Annotated in this window: 25 protein-coding genes, 1 pseudogene and 1 riboswitch; of the genes and pseudogenes, 15 read left to right on the forward strand and 11 right to left on the reverse strand. The window is 45.4% G+C overall.

Going from position 1 to position 26,577, the window contains the following annotated elements:
• Positions 1–222 precede the first annotated feature (222 nt).
• The 4 genes from MUK70_RS02835 (at position 223) to MUK70_RS02850 (ending at position 6,227) form a co-directional block, all read left to right on the forward strand.
• Complete coding sequence (locus MUK70_RS02835) at positions 223–1,155, forward strand: hypothetical protein (RefSeq protein ID WP_234655472.1); 933 nt, start codon at positions 223–225, stop codon at positions 1,153–1,155.
• A 418-nt stretch (positions 1,156–1,573) separates the two neighbouring features.
• Positions 1,574–3,196: an arylsulfatase gene (locus MUK70_RS02840; RefSeq protein WP_234655471.1), complete on the forward strand. Its 1,623-nt coding sequence runs from the start codon at positions 1,574–1,576 to the stop codon at positions 3,194–3,196.
• Positions 3,197–3,416: 220 nt separating this feature from the next.
• The gene (locus MUK70_RS02845; RefSeq protein WP_234655470.1) at positions 3,417–4,793 is read left to right on the forward strand and encodes a sulfatase; all 1,377 of its coding nucleotides are present in this window, start codon (positions 3,417–3,419) and stop codon (positions 4,791–4,793) included.
• 12 nt (positions 4,794–4,805) lie between these two features.
• On the forward strand, positions 4,806–6,227 hold the full coding sequence (locus tag MUK70_RS02850) for a sulfatase (RefSeq protein ID WP_234655469.1): 1,422 nt from the start codon (positions 4,806–4,808) through the stop codon (positions 6,225–6,227).
• Between the two features lie 73 nt (positions 6,228–6,300).
• On the opposite strand, the gene MUK70_RS02855 is transcribed toward MUK70_RS02850, so the two are convergent.
• Positions 6,301–6,666 (reverse strand): hypothetical protein, encoded by a 366-nt coding sequence (locus MUK70_RS02855; RefSeq protein ID WP_234655468.1) that lies wholly within the window; start codon positions 6,664–6,666, stop codon positions 6,301–6,303.
• Complete coding sequence (locus MUK70_RS02860; RefSeq protein WP_234655467.1) at positions 6,645–7,064, reverse strand: HEPN domain-containing protein; 420 nt, start codon at positions 7,062–7,064, stop codon at positions 6,645–6,647. The genes MUK70_RS02855 and MUK70_RS02860 overlap by 22 nt, the downstream gene beginning before the upstream one ends.
• A 190-nt stretch (positions 7,065–7,254) precedes the next feature.
• A riboswitch (SAM riboswitch) is annotated at positions 7,255–7,348 on the forward strand.
• 175 nt (positions 7,349–7,523) lie between these two features.
• Between MUK70_RS02860 and MUK70_RS02865 the strand changes: the two genes are divergently transcribed.
• Together MUK70_RS02865 and MUK70_RS02870 are read left to right on the forward strand one after the other, a co-directional pair.
• Positions 7,524–8,702 (forward strand): cysteine desulfurase family protein, encoded by a 1,179-nt coding sequence (locus MUK70_RS02865; protein ID WP_234655466.1) that lies wholly within the window; start codon positions 7,524–7,526, stop codon positions 8,700–8,702.
• Between the two features lie 56 nt (positions 8,703–8,758).
• Positions 8,759–9,010, forward strand: a complete 252-nt coding sequence (locus MUK70_RS02870) for a hypothetical protein (protein ID WP_234655465.1) — start codon at positions 8,759–8,761, stop codon at positions 9,008–9,010.
• A 342-nt stretch (positions 9,011–9,352) separates the two neighbouring features.
• Here the strand turns inward: MUK70_RS02870 and MUK70_RS02875 are convergent, their stop codons facing one another.
• The gene (locus MUK70_RS02875) at positions 9,353–10,300 is read right to left on the reverse strand and encodes an EamA family transporter (protein ID WP_234655464.1); all 948 of its coding nucleotides are present in this window, start codon (positions 10,298–10,300) and stop codon (positions 9,353–9,355) included.
• A 6-nt stretch (positions 10,301–10,306) separates the two neighbouring features.
• Positions 10,307–10,783 (reverse strand): Lrp/AsnC family transcriptional regulator, encoded by a 477-nt coding sequence (locus MUK70_RS02880; protein ID WP_082215290.1) that lies wholly within the window; start codon positions 10,781–10,783, stop codon positions 10,307–10,309.
• Between the two features lie 54 nt (positions 10,784–10,837).
• Between MUK70_RS02880 and MUK70_RS02885 the strand changes: the two genes are divergently transcribed.
• From MUK70_RS02885 to MUK70_RS02895, 3 genes are read left to right on the forward strand one after another with little or no spacing between them, the layout of a single operon-like run.
• Entirely contained in the window at positions 10,838–12,883 is a 2,046-nt protein-coding gene (locus MUK70_RS02885) for a UbiA family prenyltransferase (protein WP_234655463.1), read from the forward strand.
• Entirely contained in the window at positions 12,876–13,571 is a 696-nt protein-coding gene (locus MUK70_RS02890) for a methyltransferase domain-containing protein (RefSeq protein ID WP_234655462.1), read from the forward strand. The genes MUK70_RS02885 and MUK70_RS02890 overlap by 8 nt, the downstream gene beginning before the upstream one ends.
• Positions 13,555–14,691 (forward strand): NAD(P)/FAD-dependent oxidoreductase, encoded by a 1,137-nt coding sequence (locus MUK70_RS02895; RefSeq protein ID WP_234655461.1) that lies wholly within the window; start codon positions 13,555–13,557, stop codon positions 14,689–14,691. Before MUK70_RS02890 ends, MUK70_RS02895 begins: the two co-directional genes overlap by 17 nt.
• Here MUK70_RS02895 and MUK70_RS02900 read toward each other — a convergent pair.
• The 6 genes from MUK70_RS02900 to MUK70_RS02925 form a co-directional block, all read right to left on the reverse strand.
• Positions 14,668–15,393 carry a lycopene cyclase domain-containing protein gene (locus MUK70_RS02900; protein WP_234655460.1) on the reverse strand — a complete coding sequence of 242 codons (726 nt, stop codon included), beginning with the start codon at positions 15,391–15,393 and terminating at the stop codon, positions 14,668–14,670. The two genes, MUK70_RS02895 and MUK70_RS02900, sit on opposite strands and share 24 nt — an antisense overlap.
• Positions 15,390–15,863, reverse strand: a complete 474-nt coding sequence (locus tag MUK70_RS02905; protein ID WP_234602333.1) for a sterol desaturase family protein — start codon at positions 15,861–15,863, stop codon at positions 15,390–15,392. Before MUK70_RS02905 ends, MUK70_RS02900 begins: the two co-directional genes overlap by 4 nt.
• A 40-nt stretch (positions 15,864–15,903) precedes the next feature.
• On the reverse strand, positions 15,904–16,425 hold the full coding sequence (gene idi, locus MUK70_RS02910; RefSeq protein WP_234655459.1) for an isopentenyl-diphosphate Delta-isomerase: 522 nt from the start codon (positions 16,423–16,425) through the stop codon (positions 15,904–15,906).
• A 139-nt stretch (positions 16,426–16,564) separates the two neighbouring features.
• Positions 16,565–17,401 carry a phytoene/squalene synthase family protein gene (locus MUK70_RS02915; protein WP_234655458.1) on the reverse strand — a complete coding sequence of 279 codons (837 nt, stop codon included), beginning with the start codon at positions 17,399–17,401 and terminating at the stop codon, positions 16,565–16,567.
• A gap of 3 nt (positions 17,402–17,404) precedes the next feature.
• On the reverse strand, positions 17,405–18,907 hold the full coding sequence (crtID, locus tag MUK70_RS02920; protein WP_234655457.1) for a bifunctional phytoene desaturase/3,4-desaturase: 1,503 nt from the start codon (positions 18,905–18,907) through the stop codon (positions 17,405–17,407).
• Positions 18,900–19,796 (reverse strand): MerR family transcriptional regulator, encoded by an 897-nt coding sequence (locus MUK70_RS02925; RefSeq protein ID WP_234655456.1) that lies wholly within the window; start codon positions 19,794–19,796, stop codon positions 18,900–18,902. Before MUK70_RS02925 ends, crtID begins: the two co-directional genes overlap by 8 nt.
• A 130-nt stretch (positions 19,797–19,926) precedes the next feature.
• On the opposite strand from MUK70_RS02925, the gene MUK70_RS02930 reads away from it, so the two are divergent.
• The 6 genes and pseudogenes from MUK70_RS02930 to MUK70_RS02950 all read left to right on the forward strand — a co-directional run bounded on the left by MUK70_RS02930 (position 19,927) and on the right by MUK70_RS02950 (position 25,420).
• Positions 19,927–20,745, forward strand: a complete 819-nt coding sequence (locus MUK70_RS02930; RefSeq protein ID WP_234614502.1) for an XRE family transcriptional regulator — start codon at positions 19,927–19,929, stop codon at positions 20,743–20,745.
• A 379-nt stretch (positions 20,746–21,124) separates the two neighbouring features.
• Entirely contained in the window at positions 21,125–21,472 is a 348-nt protein-coding gene (locus MUK70_RS02935) for a hypothetical protein (protein WP_234655455.1), read from the forward strand.
• Between the two features lie 583 nt (positions 21,473–22,055).
• Complete coding sequence (locus tag MUK70_RS02940; protein ID WP_234655454.1) at positions 22,056–23,552, forward strand: tail fiber domain-containing protein; 1,497 nt, start codon at positions 22,056–22,058, stop codon at positions 23,550–23,552.
• Entirely contained in the window at positions 23,549–24,262 is a 714-nt protein-coding gene (locus MUK70_RS02945) for a T9SS type A sorting domain-containing protein (protein WP_234655453.1), read from the forward strand. The genes MUK70_RS02940 and MUK70_RS02945 overlap by 4 nt, the downstream gene beginning before the upstream one ends.
• A gap of 20 nt (positions 24,263–24,282) precedes the next feature.
• Positions 24,283–24,378 (forward strand): annotated as a pseudogene (locus tag MUK70_RS31045) (NAD(P)-binding protein); the annotation flags it as partial.
• Positions 24,379–24,430: 52 nt separating this feature from the next.
• Positions 24,431–25,420 carry an FAD-dependent monooxygenase gene (locus tag MUK70_RS02950; protein WP_244784649.1) on the forward strand — a complete coding sequence of 330 codons (990 nt, stop codon included), beginning with the start codon at positions 24,431–24,433 and terminating at the stop codon, positions 25,418–25,420.
• A 4-nt stretch (positions 25,421–25,424) separates the two neighbouring features.
• Here the strand turns inward: MUK70_RS02950 and MUK70_RS02955 are convergent, their stop codons facing one another.
• Positions 25,425–26,576 (reverse strand): glycosyltransferase, encoded by a 1,152-nt coding sequence (locus MUK70_RS02955; protein ID WP_234655451.1) that lies wholly within the window; start codon positions 26,574–26,576, stop codon positions 25,425–25,427.
• Between the last annotated feature and the right edge of the window lies 1 nt (position 26,577).

Here is a 26,577-nt window from a genome sequence, read left to right on the forward strand (position 1 = left end):
TTCTTGTTAACCACCAGCAAGAGGGATAGCAGAAACATTATTAACCTATAATAGCGATGAATTCAAATTCTTCGAATAAAATAACTCCGTCCATGGTGGTCGATTCCAACGATTTTCCGCACTTCGAAACATGCTGTTGTTGCGACTAAAACATTAAGCAAACCAGTATTTCTTCTAAAAACCATGCGTCCATGCGTGGCCCATCATCACTCTTATATTATCATGAGAAGTATTAAATCATTACTTGTAGCCACCGGCTTGTCCCTGGCAATCAGTCAGTCAGGTTTTTCGCAGACTGCAAATCCCAATGAAGTTGTCATCACCGGCGTGCGGTTCGCTTATCCTTTGGTGGAGAAATGGATCGGAGAATATAAAGCTGCTAATCCGCAGGCGCAGATTCGCATTGAAACCAGGACGGTAACGGACCCGCAAAAATACGACCTGCTCATTGAAGCTTACGAACAGGAAAAGGAAGTGAGGGAGACGCGCGAATACATTTCCGTCGCCCGTTATGCGCTGCTTCCGATCGCCAATGCAAAGTCCGCATTTGCGAAAGAATATGCGGAGAAAGGATTGAATGAGAAAACTTATAAGCAAATATTCTTCCACGATATTTACGCGGAAAAGGACAAAACACTTGATACTCCTTACACGATTTACACCCGCTTGCAAAAAGCCGGTGCGCCGATCACATTCGCGAAATATTTCGGTTATGAGCAAAAGGATATCAAAGGCAAAACCATTGCAGGTGCAGATGAGCATCTGATTAAAGCACTTTTGAAGGATGAAACAGGGGTAACGTACACAATCCCAGGACTTGCCTTTGATTTGAAAACCCGCAAACCAACGGAAGGAATAGCGCTTATACCGGTTGACCTGGACGGAAACGGCAGGGTTTCCAAGGAAGAAAAATCGCTCGAGAACCTGGATCAGGTACTGGCCAGCGTTGAAAATGAAAAAATCAAAAATGTGCCGGTTGAATACATTCACCTTTCGATCGACAAGCATAACTCAAATCCCGAGGCCAAGAAGTTTTTGTTGTGGGTTGCTGAAAATGCGCAGAAAGATTTACAACAATTCGGTTATCTGAAACCGGATCCCAAGCGCCTTCAAGACGAAAAACAAAAAATTGAAAGGTTCGCGGCTGTAAATTAACCATCGGCTTTAGGCAGTCAATTTCCTTCCGCGTATATCGATATGCGGGAGGATTGTTGCGCCCTGAAATTAAGGTAATCCCTTATTTAAATGATGGACAACTACATTTTATCTCACCCTGTTTTGTTCAGGGTTGTTTTTTACAACATATGCGCAGGAATTGCTCACTGGGGTAGTTAAGGACGCAATCGGCGTTTAAGGACAGATTGAAAAAGGTTACGATCACATAAAATCACTGGGGTTTAGGCGACTCCTCTGGAGTCAGCGAGATTTGAAAATATCCAGCTAGAAACAGGGCACTGCTCCGCGGTGAAAGAAGCAATACCAGCCGCAGAGCGGCAATCTGTTTCTAACAAAAAAAATCAATCAAAAGTAAAGGCTCCGGCGGAGCTTCCTGAACCATCAATAAGATTCACATATGAATTTAAAACAAACAAAGTCCTTATTTCTTGCCGCCGCAATGCTGGCAACATCCGCTTCGTTCGCCCAGGAAAAACCGAACGTCATCGTGATCCTGGCGGATGACCTGGGTTATGCTGATCTGGGTTGCTATGGCAGCGAAATTCCAACACCTAATCTGGACAAACTGGCTCAGAATGGTTTAAGGCTAACTAGTTTTTATAACACAGCCCGTTGCTGCCCGACGCGTGCGGCGCTGCTGACCGGCGTTTATAGTCATCAAGCCGGCATTGGCCACATGATGGATGACAAAGGCGCAGACCATCCGGCCTACCGCGGACATTTGAATGAGACCAGCGTAACCATTGCGGAAGTGATGAAAACGGCAGGTTACTTTACGGCAATGACAGGTAAGTGGCATGTGGGGCAGGCTGCGGGAACCGTTCCCTGGAAGCGCGGATTCGATAGGTCATTGAATGCACCTGCGGGTGGTTTTTATTATGGAAGTGGGAAAAACGCAAAGATTTTTCTGAACGGCGAAGAGTTGGCAAACGACTCTGACAAGCTTCCTGAAAATTGGTATTCAACGGATCTGTGGACAGATTTTGGCTTACGTTTTATTGATGAAGCCGCTGCTGAAAAGAAACCGTTTATGCTTTATCTGGCGCACAACGCACCGCATTTTCCATTGCAGGCACCGGAAGAGGACATTGCAAAGTTCAGGGGAAAATATCTCCAGGGCTGGGAAAAACTCAGAGAGCAACGCTATGCGAAGCAGTTGAAACTTGGGTTGATTGATCCTTCGTGGAAGTTGCCGCCTGCGAACCCGAATATCCCGAAATGGGAAAGCCTGAGCGAGCAGGAAAAGAAACGATATGATGACATGATGGCGATTTATGCTGCTGTAATTTATCGTTTGGACAAAAGCATCGGCGACCTCGTTGAAGGCCTGAAAAAGAGGGGCGTTTTTGATGACACAGTGATACTTTTTGTTTCCGACAACGGTGGAAATGCCGAGCCGGGCATGGAAGGAAGATATGAAGGCGACAAGCCAGGCAATGCGCAGTCAACTGTTTTTCTGGGCCAGGGTTGGGCGGAAGCGGCTTGCACGCCTTTCTGGGCCTATAAGCATCATACGCATGAAGGCGGAATTTCGTCTCCAGGCATCATTTCCTGGCCCAATGGCATTCCCGCTTCGAGAAATGGCAAATTTGAAAAACAACCTGCGCACATTATCGATATCATGGCTACACTTGTGGACCTGGGCGGTGCCAAATATCCGACCACTTTCGCGGGACAAACGATTCAGCCGCTGGAAGGAACGAGCCTGAAACCTGCGTTTGCCGGAAAGTCGATCAACCGGAGAAACCCGATATTCTGGGAGCATGAAGGCAACCGGGCTATCCGCGACGGGAAATGGAAGCTTGTGGCTGAGAAAACGGAAAAGTGGCAGCTGTATGATGTAGAAAAGGATCGCACGGAGCTGAATGACCTGTTTGATAAACAACCGGAGATTGCTAAAAAGCTAGTTGCTAAATATGAAGAATGGTATAAGCGGGTGGGAGCCGAGGAATATGATAAAACATTCAAATGGTTTTATGATTATGACAAGGCGAAAAAAGAAACTGTTTCCGGCAAATAATTTAAATCGAGAGTGGAGTAGAAAACTAATCTAATCTGCCGCTATTTAGAAACGGGAAACCCCGCTGGGGTGCATTGACCGAGCCAGAAACAGGAAACCGCTCGGCGGCATTTTCTGGCGTGCGGTGGCTCCGGCGGAGCCTGCTGTTTCTAGCAACCGAAAGGAATATTATCAATTGGGCCCCGGAGGGGCCTCCTCCATGCACGAAAACATTTATTATATGAAAATTAAATACATATTGTCCGGCATTGCTCTTGTTTCGGCGCTGCTGGGTGACGCTTTTGCCCAAACGAAACCTAAATACAATGTTCTCTTCGTTGCTGTCGACGATATGAATGATTGGGTGGGGCCGTTTGGTGGTTATGAGGGGATAAAGACGCCCAATATTGATAAACTCGCAAAAAAAGGTGTGGTTTTCAAAAAAGCCTATTGCGCTGCCCCGGCTTGTAACCCTTCGAGAGCGAGCCTGTTAACAGGCGTTCGTCCGTCGACTTCGGGTGTTTATCATAACAACCAGCCCTGGCGGCCGGTGTTGAAAGATGCCGTTACATTGCCCCAGTATTTCACAGCTAATGGCTATGATGTGAAAGGCGCCGGAAAGATTTTTCATAATGCGTTCAATGATGACGCGTCGTGGCCGGTCTATTTTGATGTGCCTAAATCACCCGAGCCGCCGAAAGCGCCCGTGAATGGTTTCGCACATTTCGATTGGAGTCCCGTGGACGCGAATGATGAGGATATGGGCGACTTCAAAGTGGTTAATCAAGGCATTGAATATTTTAGCCAAAAACACGATAATCCTTTTTTCCTGGCGATCGGATTGACCCGCCCGCATTTGCCCTGGTATGTGCCCCAGAAATATTATGATCTGTATCCGCTATCGTCCATCAAGCTCCCGAAAGTTGTTGCGAATGACCTCTCAGACGTGCCTGATGCAGGTGTAAAAATCGCCAAACCAAAGGGCGATCATCAGTTTATTGTCAATAACAAACAATGGGAAAAGGCGGTGCAGGGTTACCTGGCCAGTATTACATTTGCCGACACTCAAATCGGGCGGTTGCTGGATGCTTTGGAAAATAGTGAATATGCCAAAAATACGATCATCGTTTTCTTCGGTGATCATGGCTGGCATTTGGGTGAAAAGGAACATTGGCGCAAGTTTGCTTTATGGGAAGAGGCGTCGCGCGTTCCGCTTATCGTGTATGCGCCCGGACTTTCGAAGGTAAATTCGGTGTCGGAAAGGACCGTGAATCTGTTGGATATTTACCCAACTCTGGCAGAATTGTGTAATTTGCCCGCCAGAAAAGAGCTGGAAGGGAACAGCATTGTGCCGCTTTTGAAAAATCCTTCGGCCACCTGGGAGCACCCTTCGGTTACAACTCATGGCTTTGGTAACCATGCTGTTCGCTCTGAAAAGTGGCGTTATATACGTTACAATGATGGTTCTGAGGAATTGTACGACCACGAAAATGATCCTCAGGAATTCAAGAATCTGGCTAAGGTTCAAAAATATTCAGCTGAAAAAATTAAACTGGCAAAATCATTGCCTGCTATCAACAAGAAAGACGCCCCGACAGTAAAAGAGGGCAAAGAATAAATTCCATAACCAATGATAAAACGATACGTATTTTCCGCATTGCTGGTTTGCTCATTTTCCGGGTTTAATGTTCAAAAAAGTTTCGCTTTGGATGAGAAAGAAGGCAATGCAAAGAAGTTGAATGTGCTTTTCATCGCAGTCGACGACCTCAATACGGATCTGGGTTGTTATGGTAACAAATATGTAAAAACACCAAATATCGATCGCCTGGCCAGGCGGGGCGTCAAATTTGACAGGGCTTACACGCAATTTCCGTTGTGCAGCCCAAGCCGCTCATCCCTTTTGACTGGTCAAAGACCGGATGTTACAAAGATTTACGAGTTGCAAACCCACTTCCGCAAGATTTTGCCGGATGTGGTAACGTTGCCGCAGTTGTTTAAAAACAACAATTATTACAGCGCCCGCGTCGGCAAAATCTACCATTACGGAGTTCCCGGCCAGATTGGAACTGACGGACTCGATGACCCTATTTCCTGGGACAATAAAATAAACCCGAAAGGACGCGATAAAACAGAAGAACCGCTGGTCAAGAATCTGACCCCCGACCGCGGCCTGGGAAGCGCATTAGCCTGGCATGCCAGCGAAGGGACGGACGAGGAGCAAACCGATGGCATGGTGGCGAGCGAAGCCATCAAGTTGTTAAAGGAAAAGAAAAATGAGCCGTTTTTTCTGGCCGTTGGATTTTATCGTCCGCACTCGCCTTACGTAGCGCCAAAGAAATATTTCGACCAATATCCGCTGGCCACCATCCCGCTTCCCAAAGAAATCGAAAATGACCAGGATGACATTCCCGAAGCTGCGATTTCCACCAAACCATCCCACTGGGGTTTGTCCGTTGCGGAAAGAAAAGAAGCATTAAGGGCTTATTATGCGACAATAACGTTCATGGACGCGCAGGTGGGACGTGTACTAGACGAGCTCGACCGTTTGAAATTGACGGATAAAACGCTCATTGTTTTGTGGAGCGACCATGGTTATAATGTTGGCCAGCACGGTCAATGGATGAAGCAGAGTCTGTTTGAAAATTCGGCACGTGTTCCGCTCATCGTGTCGGTTCCAGGCGGAACGAAGGGAAAAGCTTCTGGCAGAACCGTCGAACTCCTCGACATTTACCCTACATTAGCAGAGCTCTGCGGATTGACGCCTACACAAAAGCTAGGCGGTAAGAGCCTGACAACATTGCTCAAAAACCCCGATGCAATTTGGGACAAAGCTGCATATACCCAAGTGCGGCGCAACCAAATCTTCGGCCGTAGCGTCCGCACCGAACGCTTCCGCTACACGGAATGGGACGGAGGAAAAGCCGGCGTTGAATTATATGATCACGAGAAAGACCCAAACGAATTTACGAACCTGGCCAAAGAAAGCACCTACATCATCACAGTAAACGAAATGTCGATGCTCTTACAAAAAGGCTATCCCGATACAAAGTAAAAAAGGCCTGTCAGGGCCTTTTTTATGCATAAGTGTATAGTTCGTCTGTTAGATCTTTTTGGAAACCAAGTGTTTAAGCAACCTCATATAACTCAGCTTTGGGCGCTCTGGCATAGGAGTCATAACCCTCGTATGGATATTCTTCAAATTCATTTTCTTTGGCAGATTCAAGCTCTTCAACATTGTTGAAAACGCGTACACGGTCGATAAACGCTCTTTCTTCCGATGTCAGACATTCGAAAAGAATATCGATGATTGCGCCCATTTTGGCGTAAACATGTATGTCTTTTAATGATGGCGCACTTACACCCAGTGTGTAGCAATCATCAACGGCACCGTGATATGCGGGCACAAGACCGATCGCGTCTACAAGCAATCCTGCGTTCCTCTTTTCAACAAAAGCTTCTTTCAACCTTTTCACCAATGTTGCTTTATCCATATCATTACAATGTTTACAGAATCCAAGAAAATTTTGGCCTTCTGTCCTGGACAACCAGATTGATAACGTCTTTGTTCATTCCAATCAGAAACGATAGACCAGGTTATGTTGAAGGAATTAATTTCTTTAATTAAAATGTTCAACTCAGGTTTTAGACCTGCCAGAACGGTCAAATCGGAAAGATCATGGGTCAGAAAAGCTTTCAAACAACTACCAGAAACCTCCTTCCTATCAAAGATATTTACATTGAGATTTTTGCAAATGGCAGCTTTTAAACCTAATTCAACCGCATAACCACCCACGTAATAAGCGCCTTCATAATAGCCATTATTGTATAAAGCTTGCGCTTCTTTAAGCCTGATCAGTGCTAGTGTTTTAAGTTCTGTTAAAGTTGCCAATGCTAGTGTGTCATGAATTGTAACTGCAAGCTAGCAATAACATTCACACTTAGAGCCGCTCAATAAGCCGAAGGTTCCAAGCATTGATTCTTAGGTCGATATCATTGAATCTGCGGTCGCTCAAAACAAATTTTTTCCTTCCGCTTGCATTCTTAAAATCTTTATTCAATCTTTGTCTATCGAATTAGTAGATTTATAAAGAAGGAAGGGAGAGGTTAGGCTCTATGATCTTCTGGCAACCTATGACTTTTTAAGGTGCCCCAACCTAATTCTAATGATAAATCTGAGAATCCAACCACCGGAGTAAACAGAGTAAAATCGAGTTAAGGAAAGCCAAAAGCTTGTCCGGGAATGTCTATGGCGGTTTCGCGTTTGGCCGAATCGGTGTGGACTACTCAGGAAAGTTGCGGCATTTGGAAATTGACAAACTGAATATTGAAATTTAACACTTAGATCAACATGGAAATTTATTGCGACAATGCCGCCACAACTGCACTGGATCCGGAAGTGATTGAAGCTATCCTCCCATTTTTTACCGCAACCTTTGGCAATCCTTCCTCGACCCACTGGGCTGGCAGGAAGGTGAAAGATGCTGTGGATGATGCCCGAAAGACGGTTGCAAAAGTCTTAAATGCATCTGCGGAAGAAATCTATTTTACTTCCGGCGCAACCGAGGCCATCAATCTCGCGATCTCAGGTGCCATTGAGACCTATGACATTAACCATGTTGTGACGAGCAAAATTGAACATAAAGCCGTTTTGCAAACGATTCTCCAGCGCGAAAAAGCGGGCGACATCGAAACCAGCTTTGTGAAGCTGGACGAGCGCGGCAATGTTGACCTGTATCATCTCGAAAACCTTTTAAGAGCCAATCCCCAGACATTGATTTGTCTGATGCACGGCAATAATGAAATTGGAAATCTGACAGATATCCATGCGATCAATAAACTTGCTCAACGTTATGATTCTATTTTTTTCACGGACACCACCCAGACAATCGGAAAGCAATGGTTCGATCTGAGCCAGACGACTATCGATTTTCTGGTGGGTTCCGCGCACAAGTTTCACGGACCAAAAGGGGCTGGTTTTATTTATATCAATAAAAAACACCGCATCAAGGCGCAGATCTTTGGCGGCGGCCAGGAAAAAGGGCAGCGGGGCGGAACAGAAAATGTTACGGGCATTGTAGGACTGGCGAAGGCGCTTGAAGTGGCTTACCGCGACCTTGAAGCTAACCACAACAAAATTTGTAAGTTGAAACAATATATGGTTTCAAAGCTGGCGATCAGCGGCGTGCACGGCATTTGTTACAATGGGGAAAGCCATTCGCTTGAAAACAGCCTGGTAAACATTCTCAATGTTTCCTTCCCTTGTCTGGCTGCGGGAAGTTTGGTTAAAAGCCTTGATAATCTGGGAATTGCCGTTTCTGGCGGCAGTGCTTGTTCCAGCCAGGGCAGCTCGCATGTCATCACCGCGCTTCCTTGTCAAAAGGATAAAGAAAATATCCGTTTTTCATTTAGCAAGGTCAACACATTTGACGAGATCGACCATATCGTCCGAGCCATTGTGGGCATTTATCATACTGATCCTGTTGCGCACAACAGCTATTCACGTTTTCATTACGAATTAGCAAATTAAGCCTGAAAAGCTTTCTGCGAGAATCATCAAACATCCATTAGCCAGAAACAATTAATATGAGCAAGATCTTTTTCCTGAAAATCATTTACAGAAATGCTGTAAACCTTCACAAAATCACCTCCATAGTAGAATCAGTCAAAGGTGCGAGGATTAAACACCTCAATTTCATCAGTAAAGGAAGAGAGTTCGTAGGCGTAATCGCGTTTGAAGCCTCTCAACTCATAGACTTCGAACGGATCTTTGCCCTGATCAGAACAAACAGGGATATTTCCGATGTGGAGCAGATCACAGATGCAAGCTTTTGTTAATAAAGTATAGGATGCAGTTACATCCCTCCGGGATTTCCATTTTCTCTTATTTATCTTTGCTACCAATATTTCGTGCCTCCGGCACTAGCGGAACGCCAATGCCAGAGGCATAAAATTTCGGTAGGAAAATCGTCCGCCCAGGCATTAAGCCAAATGCCAAAGGCATGAAATTTCGGTAGAAAATTGCCTCGCCCAGGCAGTTTCAATCCCGGAGGCGTAAAATTTCAGTAGGAAAATCGTCCACCCAGGCATTAAGCCAATGCCGGAGGCATAAAATATCGGTAGCAAAAATCGCCCGGCCCAGGCAGTTCCGAATGCCGGAGGCATGTAACTGGAATCGCCTTAGTAAGCAGAAACAGCTTCTTTCGGCTTGCGATACTTGTGCAGGTTGATCAAAAGCACGCTTCCAAGGATGATGACCAGCCCTGCGATTTGGAGCACGGAAATGGATTCATTCGCGAAAAATATGCCTAAGAGCACTGCTACAACGGGATTCACATATGCATATGTGCTCACTTTCGTAGCCGGCTGCACTTTGAGAAGCCATACATAAGCGCTGAAACCAGCGATTGATCCGAATATGATCAGATAAGTCGTTGCCAGCCAGGCATCCATAGGAATTGCGGCAAGATCCAGGTTGGTGAACTCTCCGGAAATAAAGCTTCCTGGCAGAAACGCAATGCCTGCCGCGAGCATCTGCCATGTGGAGCTGACAGTTGCCGAGTTCGTGCCTGATTTATATTTGGAATACAAAGAACCACCTGCCCAAGCCATTGAGCCAAAGACGACAAGGGCCATTGCAAATAAGTCGCGGGAGCTGTTCAGGGAAGACATAGAGACCATAATTTTCTCGCTAAACAAAAGCACCACACCCGCAAAACCGATCAGTAAGCCAACAATCGTTGATTTATTGCTCAGATTTTCAGACCATTTGGGTTTATCAAGCAGGATGAACCAGAGCGGAGAGGAGGAGATCATAATCGCCACCATTGCGCTGGGAAGGAACTGTTCTACCCAGATCACGATGCCATTTCCAATAAATAACAGCAAAAGCCCGGTTATGATTGCTGGCTTTATGGCTTTCGCAGAAAACACATCTTCTCCCTGTAACAAACTCCAAATTAGCATGATTAAACCGGCCGTAATGAAGCGGAATGCGCCAAGAAAAAATGGCGGAAAGCCTTCTAATGCGCGTTGGATGAAGAAATAAGTAGATCCCCATACGATGTAAACGGTGGCAAAAGCCAGTACAACCAACAGGGTGGAAGGTGCTTTACTTTGTGCTTGCATGATCTTTTATTTTTCTGGTATGACTAATTGTTGTTCCTCCTTAACTGTTTCCAAAACAATAGTTGTCCTGGTGGATAGGATATTAGGGATATGGCTAAAAGTGTTGCGCATTAAATTCATCAGCGATGCGGAATCTGCTGTTCTGACTTTGACGAGGTAGCAATCTTCCCCCGCAATGTGGTGCACTTCCTGCACTTCCGGAATTTTGGCAAGCTCTTTTGCCGTGTTATTGGACCCCATTCCTTCCGAGGATTTCATGGAAATAAATGCCAGCAGTTTCTGATTTACTGCTACGGGATTGATTCGGGCTGTATATTGCAATATTACCTGCTTCTGTTCCAGCTTCTTAACTCGTTCCAGCACTGCGGAAGGCGCCATTTCCAGTTCACGGGCAATGTCTGCATTGGTAATGCGGGCGTTGCCCTGCATAAGCCGAAGAATGCCAAGGTCTGTTTTGTCAAGAATAATTTCGGTTCCGTTCATAATTCTGTGAAGTTAGTATAATTCAGAATTATATTCAATAATGCTTTAAGTTTTTTGAATATAATTCATTTTGGAGGTCGGGCGAGCTGTTCGAATGTTGAGCCGGATTTTCATGCACAGAATTTCTTCTTAAATTGGGCCATGCGCATCGATGGCAATACTGTAAAGCTCCTAAGGATACCATTCTCGTTTTTTCTGATGCCCTTGTTCCTGTTTGCTTACAGCCAGGCAGAAACGGTTGCACACCGCCAGGCGCTTTTTGCCTTCCTGATCATTCACTTGTTGGTTTATCCGGCTAGTAACGGTTACAATAGCTATGTGGATAAGGATGAAGATAGCATCGGCGGATTAGAGAAGCCGCCGATGCCCACGGCCAGCCTGTTTTACCTCACCCTGTTTCTGGATTTTACCGCGATCGTTTTAGCGCTCCTATTCGTAAATATAATGTTCGCAGGTTGCCTGGTCCTATACATTGCCGCATCGCGGGCGTACAGTTCGAGGCAGATCCGGCTGAAAAAATATCCGGTAACCGGTTTTCTGGTCGTCGTGATTTTCCAGGGCGCGTTTACCTACTACATGTCCATTGTGGGCGTGTCGGGAAGTGCGCTGGTGCTGAACCAGGAGCATATTTACGTGCTGTTAGGCTGTTCTTTTCAGATTGCGGGCGCGTATCCGCTCACACAAGTTTATCAGCACAAGCAGGACTTGAAGGACGGCGTTATCACATTGAGCTACAAGCTCGGTTACATCGGCACATTTCTGTTTGCTGCACTGATGTTTTTGCTGTGTAATGTATTTTATTATTTGTATTTTACATCGAGGGGCCTTGGAATGGTTTTTGCAATTATTCAGGTGTTCTTTTTGCCAATTATCGTCTATTTTGGCTATTGGTTTCACCGGGTGTGGAGGGATAGGAGTGAAGCAAATTTCAGGAATACCATGCGGATGAATTGGATTGCAGCCGTTTGCATGAACAGTTGTTTCATTGTTTTAATTATAATTAACAGAATTCCATTGAGTTATATATCCGCTATTGAGACGGCCGTCCCCGAGCATTGTTATTCGCAGGAAGCATTGGCTTCATTTTACCTGAAATCGACCGACGACCTGACCAATAAGAGAAAGATTAAAATAGTTGCGGGGAAAACAGGCATTGCGAGCCGCTATTCCGTGATTTCGGATTTTGATAAAGCACCGGAAGATTACCAGTTTTTTAACAAAACCGCCACATTACTTCCCGAACCGACCCTGACGCAACGCATGCAGCTCTATCAGAAGCATGCGACGAACCTTTCGAAAAGCGCAATTGAGCGCATTGAAGGATTTGAACAAATAAAAGGCACTTTAACGCACCTGATCACTGTCACCTGCACTGGTCTTTTTGCTCCCGGCCTCGATGTGGAACTCGTGCGCGAGCTGGATCTGAATCCTGCGATCCAGCGTAGCAGCGTGAATTTTATGGGATGTAACGCGGCTATCATTGCGCTTAAAAATGCGGATGCAATCTGCAACAGTCAACCGCACGCAAAGGTGCTGATCGTGTGTACGGAACTTTGCACCATTCATTTTCAGAAACGATATAATGATGACTATTTGCTCTCCAACTTGATTTTTGGGGATGGTTCCGCGGCTGTTTTGGTGACGTCTGAGCCTGGGCAACATTATCTTCATCCGGTCAAAATTGACACATTCAACTCCCTGATCCTGCATAATGGCTATTCGGATATGGCCTGGCAATTGTCGGAAACGGGATTCATCATGAATTTGTCATCTTATGTGCCGGACCTTATTAGGAAAAATATCAAGCCTATGATGGACAGGATCGGGCTGGTGGCGGAAGAGTTCAAACATTGGGCTGTTCATCCGGGGGGAAAGCGCATTGTAGACGACTTCGCCGGTGCTCTGGAACTGGACAAGTGCCACATGGCACCTACATATAATGTGCTTAAAAACTACGGTAACATGTCGTCGCCTACAGTTTTGTTTGTCCTGAAAGAAGTTCTTGCAAAAGCGAAGCCTGAGCATGCGGGGAACCGCATCTTTGCAGCGGCATTCGGGCCGGGGCTGAGCATTGAAACAATGCAATTGCGATATGTTTAAATCCCGCAATCAGAATAAGGAACTACTTGATCAGGAGGAAATCCCATCTGCGGATCTTTTTCAGAATTTAAGAGAACTTGATTTTATAAATCACTGGCTTGGCGGCTATAATATTTCTTTTGACGCATTAAAAAAGGTTGTCAGGCCAGGTAAATCCTACATTCTCGTTGATATTGGCTGCGGAGGCGGGGATACGCTGAAACGTATTCATCATTGGAGCAACAAAGCAGGTTATAAGCTGAACTTATATGGAGTGGACATTAAGCCCGTATGCATTGCTTATGCAGCAGAAAACCTGAAAACGGCATCCGTAAAGCTTATTTGCGATGATTACCGGCATATTTTTAGCCACCTGGACCAAGTTGATATCATTCACGCCTGCCTGTTCTGTCATCATCTGGCCGAAAGCCAACTTGTTGAGCTTGTAGAGTTTGCGCTGCGTAATAAGTCGGTTTTGGTGATTAATGATCTGGAACGGAATCCTTTGGCCTATTACTCCATAAAATGGTTGACAAAATTGTTTTCCAAATCTTATCTGGTGAAGAATGATGCGCCATTATCCGTTTTGCGTGGCTTCAAGAAAGCGGAATGGTTGGCGATTTTGGAAAAGGCCGGAGCAGTCAATTTTTCTGTCCGGAATAAATGGGCGTTCAGGCATGAAGTGATCGTTTATGGAAACGCCAGCTAAAACGTATGATTGCGGCATTATTGGTGGTGGATTAGCCGGCCTTTGTCTTGCTATCCAGCTTGCGGATCGAGGCATCTCCGTTATTGTGTTTGAAAAAAATCAGTTTCCTTCTCACAAAGTTTGCGGCGAATACATTTCTATGGAGAGCTGGGATTTTATTAAGAGTCTTGGAATGGACTTGGAATCGCTCCATTTGCCGATCATTACCAAGCTCGGAATCAGTTCCGAAAGGGGCTTTATGCTTGAACATAGCCTTCAAATGGGCGGGTATGGCATCAGCAGGTTCAGCCTGGATCACGCGCTTGCTCGCATTGCATCGGCAAAGGGCGTGGCAATCATGGAACATTGCCGCGTTAATGGACTGCAAAATAATGGGAATGAAGGTTTTGAGGTCAAAACAGCATTGGGGAATTTTCATGTGAAGGTGCTTTGCGGGAGTTATGGAAAATACACGCCTCAGTTTTTGTCGTCCAAAGTCTCGGATGCAGGGAATGAAACAGACAATTACATCGGTGTTAAATATCACATTAAGACAGATTTGGCAGCAGATCGCATCGAGCTTCACAATTTCAAAGACGGTTACTGCGGGATTTCAAAAGTTGATCAGGACTGGCATTGCCTGTGTTACCTGACCACATCCCGGAATTTGCAGGAGAATGCGAAGGACATCAAGAGCATGGAGACAAATGTGTTGCACAAAAATCCTTTCTTAAAACGTTACTTTGCTGATGCTGAATTTGTTAACGAGAATCCGCTTGCTATCAGTAACATACGTTTTGCCAAAAAACAAATCCAGACCGACGGCGTTTTTCTGCTCGGTGACGCAGCTGGTTCTATAACCCCGCTTTGCGGCAATGGCATGAGTATGGCGATGCGCGCCTCGAAGATTCTGGCGGGCGAACTGATCCGGGTTTTTGAGCAAAAGCAAACGAAGGAAGCAGCAGCGGCTAACTATAAGACCGCTTGGAACAATGCATTCGGCCGCCGAATTACAGCCGGTTACTATTTGCAGGGATTATTTGGCAAAAGGCTTACAACCGATCTTACATTGAGGACTTTGAATTATCTGCCTGGCCTAACAAACAGATTGGTTTCGTTAACGCACGGAGACCGTTTCTAGATTTTCTTTCTCAGGAACGGGATATTTAGCCAGTAAATATTCAAACAAAAACGTGTTCAGCAACAACATGAGCATCCCGTAGAAGATATCTTCAAACGGAATGGTAAAAATCCTTATGCCAATGTTTTCAGCATTATTATACCAAACAACAGGCTCGTCCAGCCCCGAACCGGTGAGAATCCCATTTACGATGAAAAATGGAATCAGTAAAAACATGTGGGAGAAATAAAACAGGCTCAGCCATTTAGCCTTTACAACGAGTTTGAGAAACAACAGGAAGCCAAACAGACCGACCGCCGTCCAGCAAGTGTAATATCGGTCAAAATACGTCAGACCCATTGCGAAGGTGAAGCACAGGAAAATGGCAGTAATATTGTTCTCCCTTTTTACGCGATAGTCGGCCCCGAAATAAATCCGAAAACAATAGTAAGTAAACAGGCAGGCGTACGGAATACAGATAAAAAACAGGATCTCTTCCACAGGGAGGTCAAAGAAATAGATCCCTGTCAAGTATTTTGGCGTAAAACCCCATACGCGGATCTTTGTAAAATAACTGTCCCAGATCACGAATGGCACCAATGAGAGCAGTATCGAAGGCCATAGCAAGTGCCACCGCTTATAGAGCTGGATCTTGGGATGAAAGGAAAACAACAGAGGAACGGCAATTGCGCCCAAGTCAACAAGCAAATAGAGAAAATTCATTTTGCCGCGGCGTTTTTAGCATCCCTGAAATATTTTAAAGGCACCCAAAGCATCCCGAAACATTCTCCCTGATATTTTCCAAGGTGCTTATGGTGCATTTTGTGAGCCCGGCGTATCGCTTTCAAATACACGGAATCCGTATTCCGGAACATTCGGAAACGCTGGTGGATAAAAATATCGTGCACCAGAAAATATGTGAAACCGTAAAGCGTAATCCCCAGTCCTATCCAGAAGAAGTAATTAAATCCCTGATTAACCCCAAGCAGAAGGCAGAGAATCCCGGGCGTAGCAAAGATGGCAAAGAAATAGTCGTTCTTTTCGAAAAAATCACCGTCATCACGCTGGTGGTGGTCATGATGTAAAAACCATAAAGCGCCGTGCATCAAGTATTTATGTGCAAGCCACGCCACGCATTCCATTCCAACAAATGCGGCCAGTACGATCAATGTATTTACTATCCAGGGGCTCATTGCAAATTCAGGCTTTCAACTTTCGGCAAATGGCCGTCGGCTATTGTTTTGGTCTTATTTTGTCGGCAACTTCCGAGAAGCAAATTTTGAACCACTCGGTGTAAGTATGTGGGTTCCGCTGCATATCCGCCTCGATATCAGCAGGTTTCATGTATTTGAAGTCATTAGCCTCACTCACATTAATTTTGGGGACTGCGTCGGAAATGCCCCAAAAGACGTGGTCCAGCTCGTTTTCCGTCAGCCCGTTTTCGAGATTGACATGGTATTGAAATGTGAAAAGAAATTGTAGATCAGCAGTGATTCCCATCTCTTCGGAAAGTCGTCTTACCGCTCCATGATGCGCAGATTCGTCCGGAAGCGGATGGCTGCAACATGTGTTAGACCAAAGCCCTTCGGAATGATACTTGCCGAAAGCCCGTTGCTGCAGGAGCATTTCGCCTTTTGAGTTGTAAATAAAAACAGAGAATGCACGATGCAGAACACCTTTTTGATGCGCTTCCAACTTAGGCATCCGCCCAATTTCCATATCATCTTCATTCACCAGCACAACTTGATCAGTCATAAAATCGGGATTTAGGGAACTAAGGGATTTTTCGGCTGTCGGCAATCGGCTTTCGGCTTACAGCCTATTGCTTACAGCCAATTGCTGACAGCTGACAGCTGATTGCCGACAGCCGACAGCCCCTATAACATCAAAAACGTCATAAAAGGTCGAACTGATGCCTTACTAACGAACGAAACATGAGTCCCACTTTATCATGATCGGGAATTCGTATGCGTGCATTCATCACTTTTTCGGGCGGGGTCTCCTTGATCCGCAGGAAAAGCTTTTTGTAATAATAATAGGCAAGGTAAACGCCGCGTCTCGCGCCACTCGGCAACTGCTTGATGCCGATCAATGCCTGTTCAAAATCTTCTTCAATTTCCTGCTGGATCTTCTCTTTTTCTTTATATGAAAAGTGGTCAAAATTTACGCCCGGAAAATAGGTTCGGCCCAGGTCTACATAATCGGCCTTCAAATCGCGCAAAAAATTAACTTTCTGAAACGCTGCGCCAAGCTTCATCGCAAATGGTTTGAGTTCATCAAACAGCTGCTGATTTCCCTCCGTAAACACTCTCAGGCACATTAATCCCACAACTTCGGCGGAGCCAAGAATATATTCGGAATAGGAATCAGGACTGTATTCCTTCTTCATCAAATCCATTTCCATGCTCCTTAAAAACGTATCTATCAGCTCCCATTCAATGTTATATGTATGTACCACGTGCTGAAAACTGTTCAAGATCGGGTTAATGCTGATCTTGTGGTGAAGCGCTTCCACCGTATCCTTACGGATTTTGTCCATCATAAACTCCTTATCGTAGTCATGAAAACTATCCACAATTTCGTCGGCAAGCCTTACAAAGCCATATATACCGTATATCGGCGCCCGCAATGATGGTTTCAGGAAATAAATGCCAAGCGAAAACGACGTACTATATAGTTGTGTGGTTGTTTTGCTGCATGATGCGGACAGATTGTCGAACAAGCTCTTCATGACTTATTTGTTTAGGAATTTTTGAAGTTCAGTGGCTGCAATGCGGCCTGAAATGATAGAAGGCGGAACGCCCGGTCCGGGAACAGTCAGCTGGCCAGCATAAAATAGATTTTTGACCTTGCTGCTTTTGAGTTTCGGTTTAAAAATAGCAGTCTGCATCAGCGTGTTAGCAAGTCCGTAAGCGTTTCCCTGGAAGGCATTGTAGTCGCAGATGAAATCGGACACGCAATAGCTTTTCTTAAAAACCACATGATTTCGGATGTCTTCACCGGCAAATTTTTCCAGCCTTTCCATAAGTACGTTGAAATACGTCTCCCGGATTGCGTCGGGGTCGTCCAGGCCAATGGCAATGGGCATTAATATGAACAGATTTTCACTTCCCGCCGGCGCTACGGATGCATCGGTTTTGGAAGGGCAGCAAACGTAGAAGAGCGGACTTTTCGGCCATTTTTTATCTTTGTATATCTCAACGGCGTGCTGATCAAAATTCTCGTCGAAAAACAGATTGTGGTGACGAAGCTTATCGACCTTTTTATTTACCCCCAAATAAAACAACAGGCACGAGGGAGCGAAAGTCCTGTTTTCCCAGTACGCTTCGTTATAGGTGCGGTATTCTTTTTCCAGTAAATTCTGTTCAATGTGATGATAGTCAGCACTTCCAATAACAGCGTCGGCTTTGAAGCTTTTGTTTTTGGTATGCAAATGGCTGATTTTGTCTGACGCTATATCGAATTTTTCAATATTCTGACTGGTCAGCACATTGACTCCTGCATCCTCTGCTATCTTCCTGAATGATTCCGCCACTTTTCCGAAGCCGCCCATAGGATAAAATGTGCCCTGTTTGAGGCCAGCAAAATTCATAAGGCTATACAGGGCGGGCGTGTCTTTTGGCATCGCGCCCAGAAAGAGGACCGGAAATTCGATCAGCGCCAGCAGCCGCGGATCTTTAAAATATTGCCTGACGTGCTTACTGAACGAAGTAAAAAGTTGGAGTTTCAGCGCGTCTTTGAATAATTTCAAACTGAAAAACTCTGTCACCGAATGCCCTGGCTTGTAAACCATATCATTCATCCCAACCAGGTACTTGAATTCCCCTTCGGCAATGAATTTCCGCAACTTTGCCCCGCTGCCCGCTTCAATGTCTTCAAAAAGCGCACAAACCGCATCATAATCAGCAGGAATGTCCATCACCTCGTTTTCGAAAATGACGGCAAAACCAGGGTCAAGTTTTTTTAAATCGTAAAAATCAGATGTGTTTTTACCAAAGAGTGAAAAGAAGCTGTCGTAAACATCGGGCATCCAATACCAGCTCGGGCCCATGTCAAACAGGAACCCATCTTGCGAAAAAGTCCTTGCGCGGCCTCCTATGCCCGGATTTTTTTCAAAAACAGTAACCTTATTTCCGCTTTCGGCGAGCACAGAAGCTGCTGCCAGTCCGGCAAAACCTGCACCTATGACTGCAATTTCATGTGATTTACCAGTTTTAGTCAGAATTTGGTTATGCATTTGAACTGTTAAGAATGTCTGTCAGATTTTCGATTGTCTCAATTAAGATAACCCCTTTTTTGTTAGCGATTTCCTTTGTTTTTTCATCGCCTCCCGAGATGCAGATCGTCAGATTGGGGAAATTATTTCTAAGGCTTCCCAATAGTGTTTCTGCTTGATTATCATACTGGTTACGTACAAAAAAAGAATAAACGTGCGTAGGCTTGTAATCAGAAATAACTGCTGTAAGATCCTGCAACGGAACCCGGGCACCCAGGTAAACCACATCCTGGCCCATCTGCCTGGCCATATAGTACGCAAAAAGCAAACCGATCTCGTGATCTTCTTCCTCATTCAAAAAAAGGATCCATTTTTGATCTGGTTTTTCCGGCAGTGGCAGGGCGTCAACCGCAGCAAACAATTTTTGCCGGATAAGATTAGATAAAAAGTGTTCCTGAGAAGGCAGCAAATCATCCTTTACCCACATTAAGCCCGTTCTCACCAGCAGCGGATACAGGATTTTCGTGTATGTTTTTTTTAATCCAAGCCTTTTAACCGCATTTGCGAAAAGCTCCTCGAAAAGCGCGACGTGATAGGTGGTGATCGCAATCAGTGCCTGATTGATAATCGCCTCTACATTCACATCGCCCTGAAACGAGGCCTGGATGATCTTGTCAATCTCCGATGCTATTTCAGATTTGGTCAGCTTTCCGATCCGCGAGATTTTCATTCCCCGATCCAGTAACGTGCACACATTCAGAAGCTTCTTGACTTGGTCGTCATTATAAAAGCGAATGTTCGTATCCGTCCGCTCAGGTTCAAGCAAGCCATAGCGCTGCTCCCACATACGAATTGTGTGCGCTTTCATGCTGCTTATTCTTTCCAGGTCTTTGATAGAATAGGATGACATTTTGTTTAACTTTTTTCAAAAATACTTAAACAAAATTATTTTAGCCATTATTTGTAGGAAAATAAAAAAATGCTGCTACTTTTGATATTATTAATATCATATGTTTGATTTATAAAATATCATTCACGTTATGGGAAGTCAGGAAATATTTTGGCCGGTGAACATCAGGTTCCTTCGTTTGCGCCTTAAACTGAGTCAGGAAGCACTCGCTGAGCGGCTGGGAATCACCAGGGTGAAGTTGAATGCGCATGAAAGTGGACGCACAGCCAACCCTACGATCGACGATCTCATTCATTTTTCGGAATTTTTCAGGATGAGCATTGACAGCCTGCTTAAAATTGATCTGAGCAAGCTATCGGAGCAGAAAGTGAAGGATCTGGAACAGGGAAGTGAGCTATTCATGAAAGGCAACAACATTCGCGTGCTAGCCATTACTGTGGACAGAGAGGAGAAAGAAAACATTGAATATGTTCCGGTTCAGGCCAAGGCAGGATATCGCTCAGGTTACAGCGACCCTGAGTTTCTGGCAACATTGCCCCGGTTCAGCTTACCTACGCTTCCCAAAAACGGCACATTTAGAATGTTCCCGACGGTGGGGGATTCCATGCTGCCCGTCCCGGAAGGTGCCGACATTATTACCAGATATGTGCAGGACTGGACAACGATCCGTCCGGAGACCCCTTGCATTGTTATTCTGAAGGGCGATCAGGATTTTGTTTTCAAGCAGGTTACCATTAATAAAGATGGGACTATGCTCTTGCAGTCATTTAATAAGCAATACTTTGCCTACACTGTGCCGCTCTCGGAGGTTATCGAGCTTTGGGAATATTACAGCTTCCATAGCAAGGCGCTTCCCGAGCCACAAACGGATATGCAGCAATTGATGAAAATGTTGCAGGAGATGCAGAACGAGATCAAGGAAATTAAAGGCAAACCGGCATCCAAATAATTGGATAGTAACCATAGGTCACAGATGTTCCTTCCTTTGCGATGCTGTAATAAGGAAATGGGAAAATTATTATGATGCGATTGAATTAGAACCATAAACGAATTGCATATCGCAGCATTTCTAGAAAGTGCAAGAAGGAATGGAATAATAGTGTGATGAAGGCGTAGAATGAATGTGTTTTACTAAAAAAATAAATGTCATCCGCTCCAATTTAGTTAATGTTTAGTGTGGGAATATATCGTTAAAATGCAATTCTGACTTTTGTTAAAACCCCGGAATTCTGAGATATCACCCCAGGCATTCCCTGACTGGTCACAAAAAGGATTGCATACTTTTGGTTGTAGTCTACTTTCGTTGAGTAATAAAAAGGAACTCAACAATGTGCGCCATACTTTTACTCGTAGCCCTTCTTGCGAATATCACACTAATAGGTCAATGTGCACCGTTAGATCCGAATTCGGCATCGCGGATCTGGTACAAAGACAGCAACAATGCTGAGTCCACAATCCAGATTACCGGAAGCAACGCAGGATACAGCGATTCACCCAACATTACCATTAATGCGAACGTAAATACCTGGTCCCCCAAACTGGGTGAAAATGATAACCCGATCTGCGAGAATGTATTCCGAACGGGTTCAAACCACTTTGCACGCATCATCGACTTCCCGGCATTCTCAGCGTCAAAAGCAAAAGGTAAATACCCCTCCAAAATTTCGAAAAAGTAAGTTTAGAATTCTTATATAGCGTTATGTGAATTGGAAATGGCTGTCTCATTTGGGGCAGCCATTTTTTTGGTGATTTCTGCTAAGCTTTGCCTTTGGGTAAACGTGCACCGCCTTTGGCTCAGCCATTTTTTCCTATCTGGCGTTTTTTGACGGCATTGCGTCTGTTTTAAATGAAGTGAATTCCCAACCTTACCATTTCTATGCGCAAGACCCGCTCTTTCCGTCACGAGCTTATCAAGGCTTTGATTACAATATTTATTTTATGGGTTATCAAAAATCTTTTTGAATAAAGCGTGACCATCAAAAGCCTCATCTGGATACATCGCGCTTCACTGTATGAGACAATTGGAGTAGAATTTTGCCACGAGTGCACCCGGCTCAATTAATGTCAAAACCCAGCCTATAAGCCCTGCTTATATAATAATTTACGCCCAGCGGAAATCTCTACCCTTAAATAATTCATCCCCGCCTCTGGCTCATCGGGTGTTCTTTTTCTCAGACTTAATACCGAGAATTACGCCAAGCAAATGCATGCCCACACACCATGCATTATAGTATTAATCTTAAAAACCGATAGTATAAAATGAAAAAAACGATTCTACACTTACACATGCGGACGCAAGACCCACTATCAGATTGTCGGACACTTATTATTGCAACCATACTGCTGTTTCTTTGCCTACTGGCCAAAGCGCAGGCGCCGCAGCAATTCAGTTTTCAAGGAGTCGCGCGAGACGCGGCCGGGAAGGTGATTGCGGATAAAATAGTGAGACTACGCCTGACGATTTATCAGGGTGCCCCTAACTCGAATACGAAATTTGAAGAAGAGCATGTCCCTTTTACTAATTCTCAGGGAGTGTTTAATGTCTCAGTAGGAAGCGCGGGGATTAATTTGAGCAACATCAATTGGAAGACCAGCGAGTACTATTTAAAAGTGGAAATGGATCCAAGTTCGGGAAGTAATTTTGTCGATCTTGGCACAACTCAATTGCTAAGTGTGCCTTACGCGCTCCACGCTGCTGAAGCTGATCGATTGAAAAATGATGATCCAGTTTTTATGACTGGAAATATTGGGCAGGGAGGGACGCTTCCAGCGATACCTGCACAAACAAAATTTATCTGGTATCCGAGAAAGGCTGCATTCAGATTCGGTTTTGAAAACACAGGAGCGTGGGACGATGCCCAAATCGGTAATTACACATTTGCATTTGGTAATAATACATCCGCTAATGGAGAAGCATCATTTGCGGGAGGGTTTAACTCCGTTGCTTCAGGAAATTACTCGATGGCATTTGGAGAAGGCACCGTTGCAAAGGCTCGGGGAGGAATATCTTTGGGAAGATGGAATGAAAACGACGACAACCCTAATCCGGCAGCAGGTCTTCCGACTGATCGGATATTTCAAATCGGAGCTGGGTCCTCTAGCGGGCGTATAAATGCCCTTACCATTCTAAGGAATAGCAAAGTAGGAATTGGGTTAACTAATCCAGAATATCCGATGGACGTCAATGGCCGAATGAGAATAAGATACAATGGAACATCAACCGCAGGAATTTATCTCGATGCTTCACAAAGCGCTGCCGAGGGATTTGTTGGAATGAAGACAGACACCGAAATTGGCCTTTTCATAGGCGGAGGCTGGCGGTTTTGGGTAAATCCACAAGGCAATGGCTATCTAAACGGCAATTTAATCCAAACCTCCGATCGCCGCCTCAAGACAAACATTCTACCATTCAAAAACAGCCTCGGCAAAGTAAGCAACTTACAAGGCTACCATTACAACTGGGAAGATAAAACCAAAGATCAGACACTTCAAACGGGATTGATTGCCCAGGAAGTTGAGCAGATTTTTCCTGAACTGGTTTCTACGAATAAAGATGGTTTCAAGTCTGTCAACTACATTGGTTTGGTTCCTCACCTGATTGAATCTGTTAAGGAGTTGAAGCGCAAAACGGACGAGATTGCGGTCCTGCGTAAGGAGTTGGAAGGCATGCGGGAAATGGGTAAGCGGTTGGAGTTGCTGGAAGCGAGTGTCAATAAAGGAACCGGTCTTACAGAGATAAAATCAGCTGCGAAATGAAAAGATTTTTAATGATCACGGGTTTTTGCTGCTCAGCCTGTTTGGCTAGCTCACAATCCATCTCTCCCTCAGGAATTTACGGCGCAGCCAATATTTCCTCCGGCGGCGGCGTAAGTGTCACTTGGGTTTTGGGGAGTTTGACGCCGCAGGCCATGTCTGCGTTGCCGGTCAAGCTCATTGATTTCAAATGCATGCTGACGGACGCATCCACGGTTTCACTTACATGGAGCACTTCCGAAGAAACAAACAGCGACCATTTTGAAATTCAGCACAGCACGAATGGCAAGCAATGGAAAGGAATCGGGCAGGTGAAGGCGGATGGCGAAAGCAATGCGATTAAAAGCTATTCATTTGAGCATAGCAGCCCGGGAAAAGGAGAAAATCTTTATCGCCTGAAGATGGTAGATCAAGATGGAACTTATGCGTATAGCCGCGTGCGGAACATTCACTTCGGTGTTGAAAGCGGGCTGGCAATTCACCCGAACCCCGTATCAGACTGGCTTACAGTTGACGCCAAAGATTGGGCTAACATACGAGAGCTGAAAATCACGAATGGCGCTGGTGTTACGGTAGGGGCATTCAAGGAAGAGCAAATACAAAAAATGTCTGGCAGGCGGATCAATTTTCGGGACTTGCCTTCCGGCATGTATATCGTCAGCATGACCAGAAAAGACGGATCTGTGCAATCCGAAAAAATCTTCAAAAATTAGTAACTAAAACCCCAAGCCCCATGCAGACAAAGGAAATTGCAATCATTGGCGGAGGAATTGCAGGGTTGGCACTGGCTGTCAGCCTGAGGAACACGCGGTTCAAGTGCCATATTTTCGAGAAAAAAGAAACGTTCAACGAGATAGATGCCTGTATCACCCTGTTTCCTAATGCATTACGGGTGCTCAGGCATTTTCGGACTCTTGAAAGATGTTATGGATATAGGGAGCGCCATTTCGAAGATTATTATGAAAACGGATCAGGGCAAAATACTTGCCCTGACCGAGCCAAGATACCAGCTCTCCGCCATGAGTATGCGCCGCTCCGAGTTGCACGCAATTTTGCTCAGACACGCCAATGCAACCCTTTATCCCGACCATGAGCTGGATTCATTTCAAAATACTCCGGACGGAAGGGTCAGTGTCAGCTTTAAAAATGGTGCGTTCAAGATTTTTGATGCAATGATCGGCGCCGATGGGATTAATTCACTAGTTAGGCAAGCTATTGTTGGCGATGGCAAACCTGTTTTTCAGGGTTACAGCATCTGGTGCGGCATTGCGGATCTGGGGGTAGGGGCCGGTTACACAAGCGAAAGTTATGGGAAAGGTGAACGAGTAGGCATTATTCCCATCGGCGAGAGCCAATGTGGCTGGTGGGCAACAAAGAATGAGCGATTTATGGCCGACGACGGGCCGGAAGGAACAAAGGAAAAGTTGCTGCGGCTCTTCGGAAACTGGCATGATCCGATCCCGGACCTGATCTCAAAAACCAATCATATTTACAAAACCAGCCTCGCGGACAGGGTTCCCGTTAGAGGATGGTCCCAAGGAAATTGTACATTATTAGGAGATGCAGCGCACCCGACAACCCCCAACCTGGGGCAAGGCGGGTGTCTTGCTTTTGAAGGAGCGCATATATTAGGAGAAATCATCCGGAAATATGGGGTCACCGACACCGTATTTCAACGATACGAATCCTTGCAATTTGCCCGCGCCAAAAACATCGTTGAAGACAGCAGGCGACTAGGCAAAATCGGGCAGCTTGAGAGCAGCATCGCCGTTTACATCCGGAATATGATCCTGGGTTTAACCCCCTCGTCGTTTACGCTGAAAGTGATTGATAAATACTTCCTTTATGACGTTACTTCGATGAGGATATAACAAATCAAACCAGCTTCCGTCCCTTCCACTCATACGCCGGATTCTGCGCCGCCAAGCCGAAAAAGCAAACATAAAAAGGATAAATGATCTGCGTAATCGGAATGTAGGGAATAGATCCGGGCTTTTTCAAAAATGATAAAACAGAGCCGAGAAAAAGCCACTCGGGCAGGCATTTGGCAGACAACAGGCTTAGAAAAACATACCCGTCAACAAGGCCGACAGCATAGAGTAACCCGCTTATTATCAGTGAAAGATTACAAGTGAAGATATAAATGGCCAGAAAAAGAGGCGTCTTGCTCTGGTAATGCTTCCATTTACTTGCCCAGCGCTTCCGCTGACCGAAGAAAGCCTGCCAGTTATCGTGCGCCTTCGTCGTCACAATTGCCCTCGCATCTTTCAAGAAATGCACCCCATCGGGATATCTGTCCGCAATCTTGTGCATAAGGAATTCATCATCGCCCGAAGCAATGTGCCGCACGCCTTCAAATCCGCCCACTTCTATAAATGCACTTTTCTCGTAGGCCAGATTTGCCCCATTGCACAGGGAAGGATATCCAGCCCCGATGGCGCTCCCGCCGCTTCCGATAAGGCTTGCAAATTCTACGGTCTGTAAATGATCAGTGACCGATTTTTCATCTGCAAAAGTGACCGGCGCGCTGATCAGTTTTGCATTCGTTGCTGCATAACAGGCCGCAATGGATTGCAGCCAGCCTGATTCCACGCGGCAATCCCCGTCTGTGGTCACGATCAGATTTCCCTTTGCGCGCGCAACGGCCGTTTCGATAGCCCGTTTTTTGGGAGATGTGGTGGCAGTGCCCGGAAGGGCGATAAGGTGCAGGTTTACCTGAGAATTCGCCGCAAGTGCCTGAACGATCGCAGCGGTGCGGTCGGTGGAATTATCGTCCATAATGAGGACTTCGAATTGCTCATGTGGGAAGTGTTGCTTGTCCAGATCATTGAGCAGAAGACCAATGTTATCTGCTTCATTACGGACAGGAATAATGACCGAAATGAAGATTCTTTTATCAAACTTAAAAATACCCGACGGCTTGATCCGGTTCCAGAAAAAGGTGAGAATGAATGTAAAAACCGCGTAACTCAAAATGACGAGCCAGAGTAGGGGAATCAGCCAGGAAAGTAAATAATGTTGTGTCATT

The organism is Dyadobacter chenwenxiniae (assembly GCF_022869785.1).
GTDB lineage: Bacteria > Bacteroidota > Bacteroidia > Cytophagales > Spirosomataceae > Dyadobacter > Dyadobacter chenwenxiniae.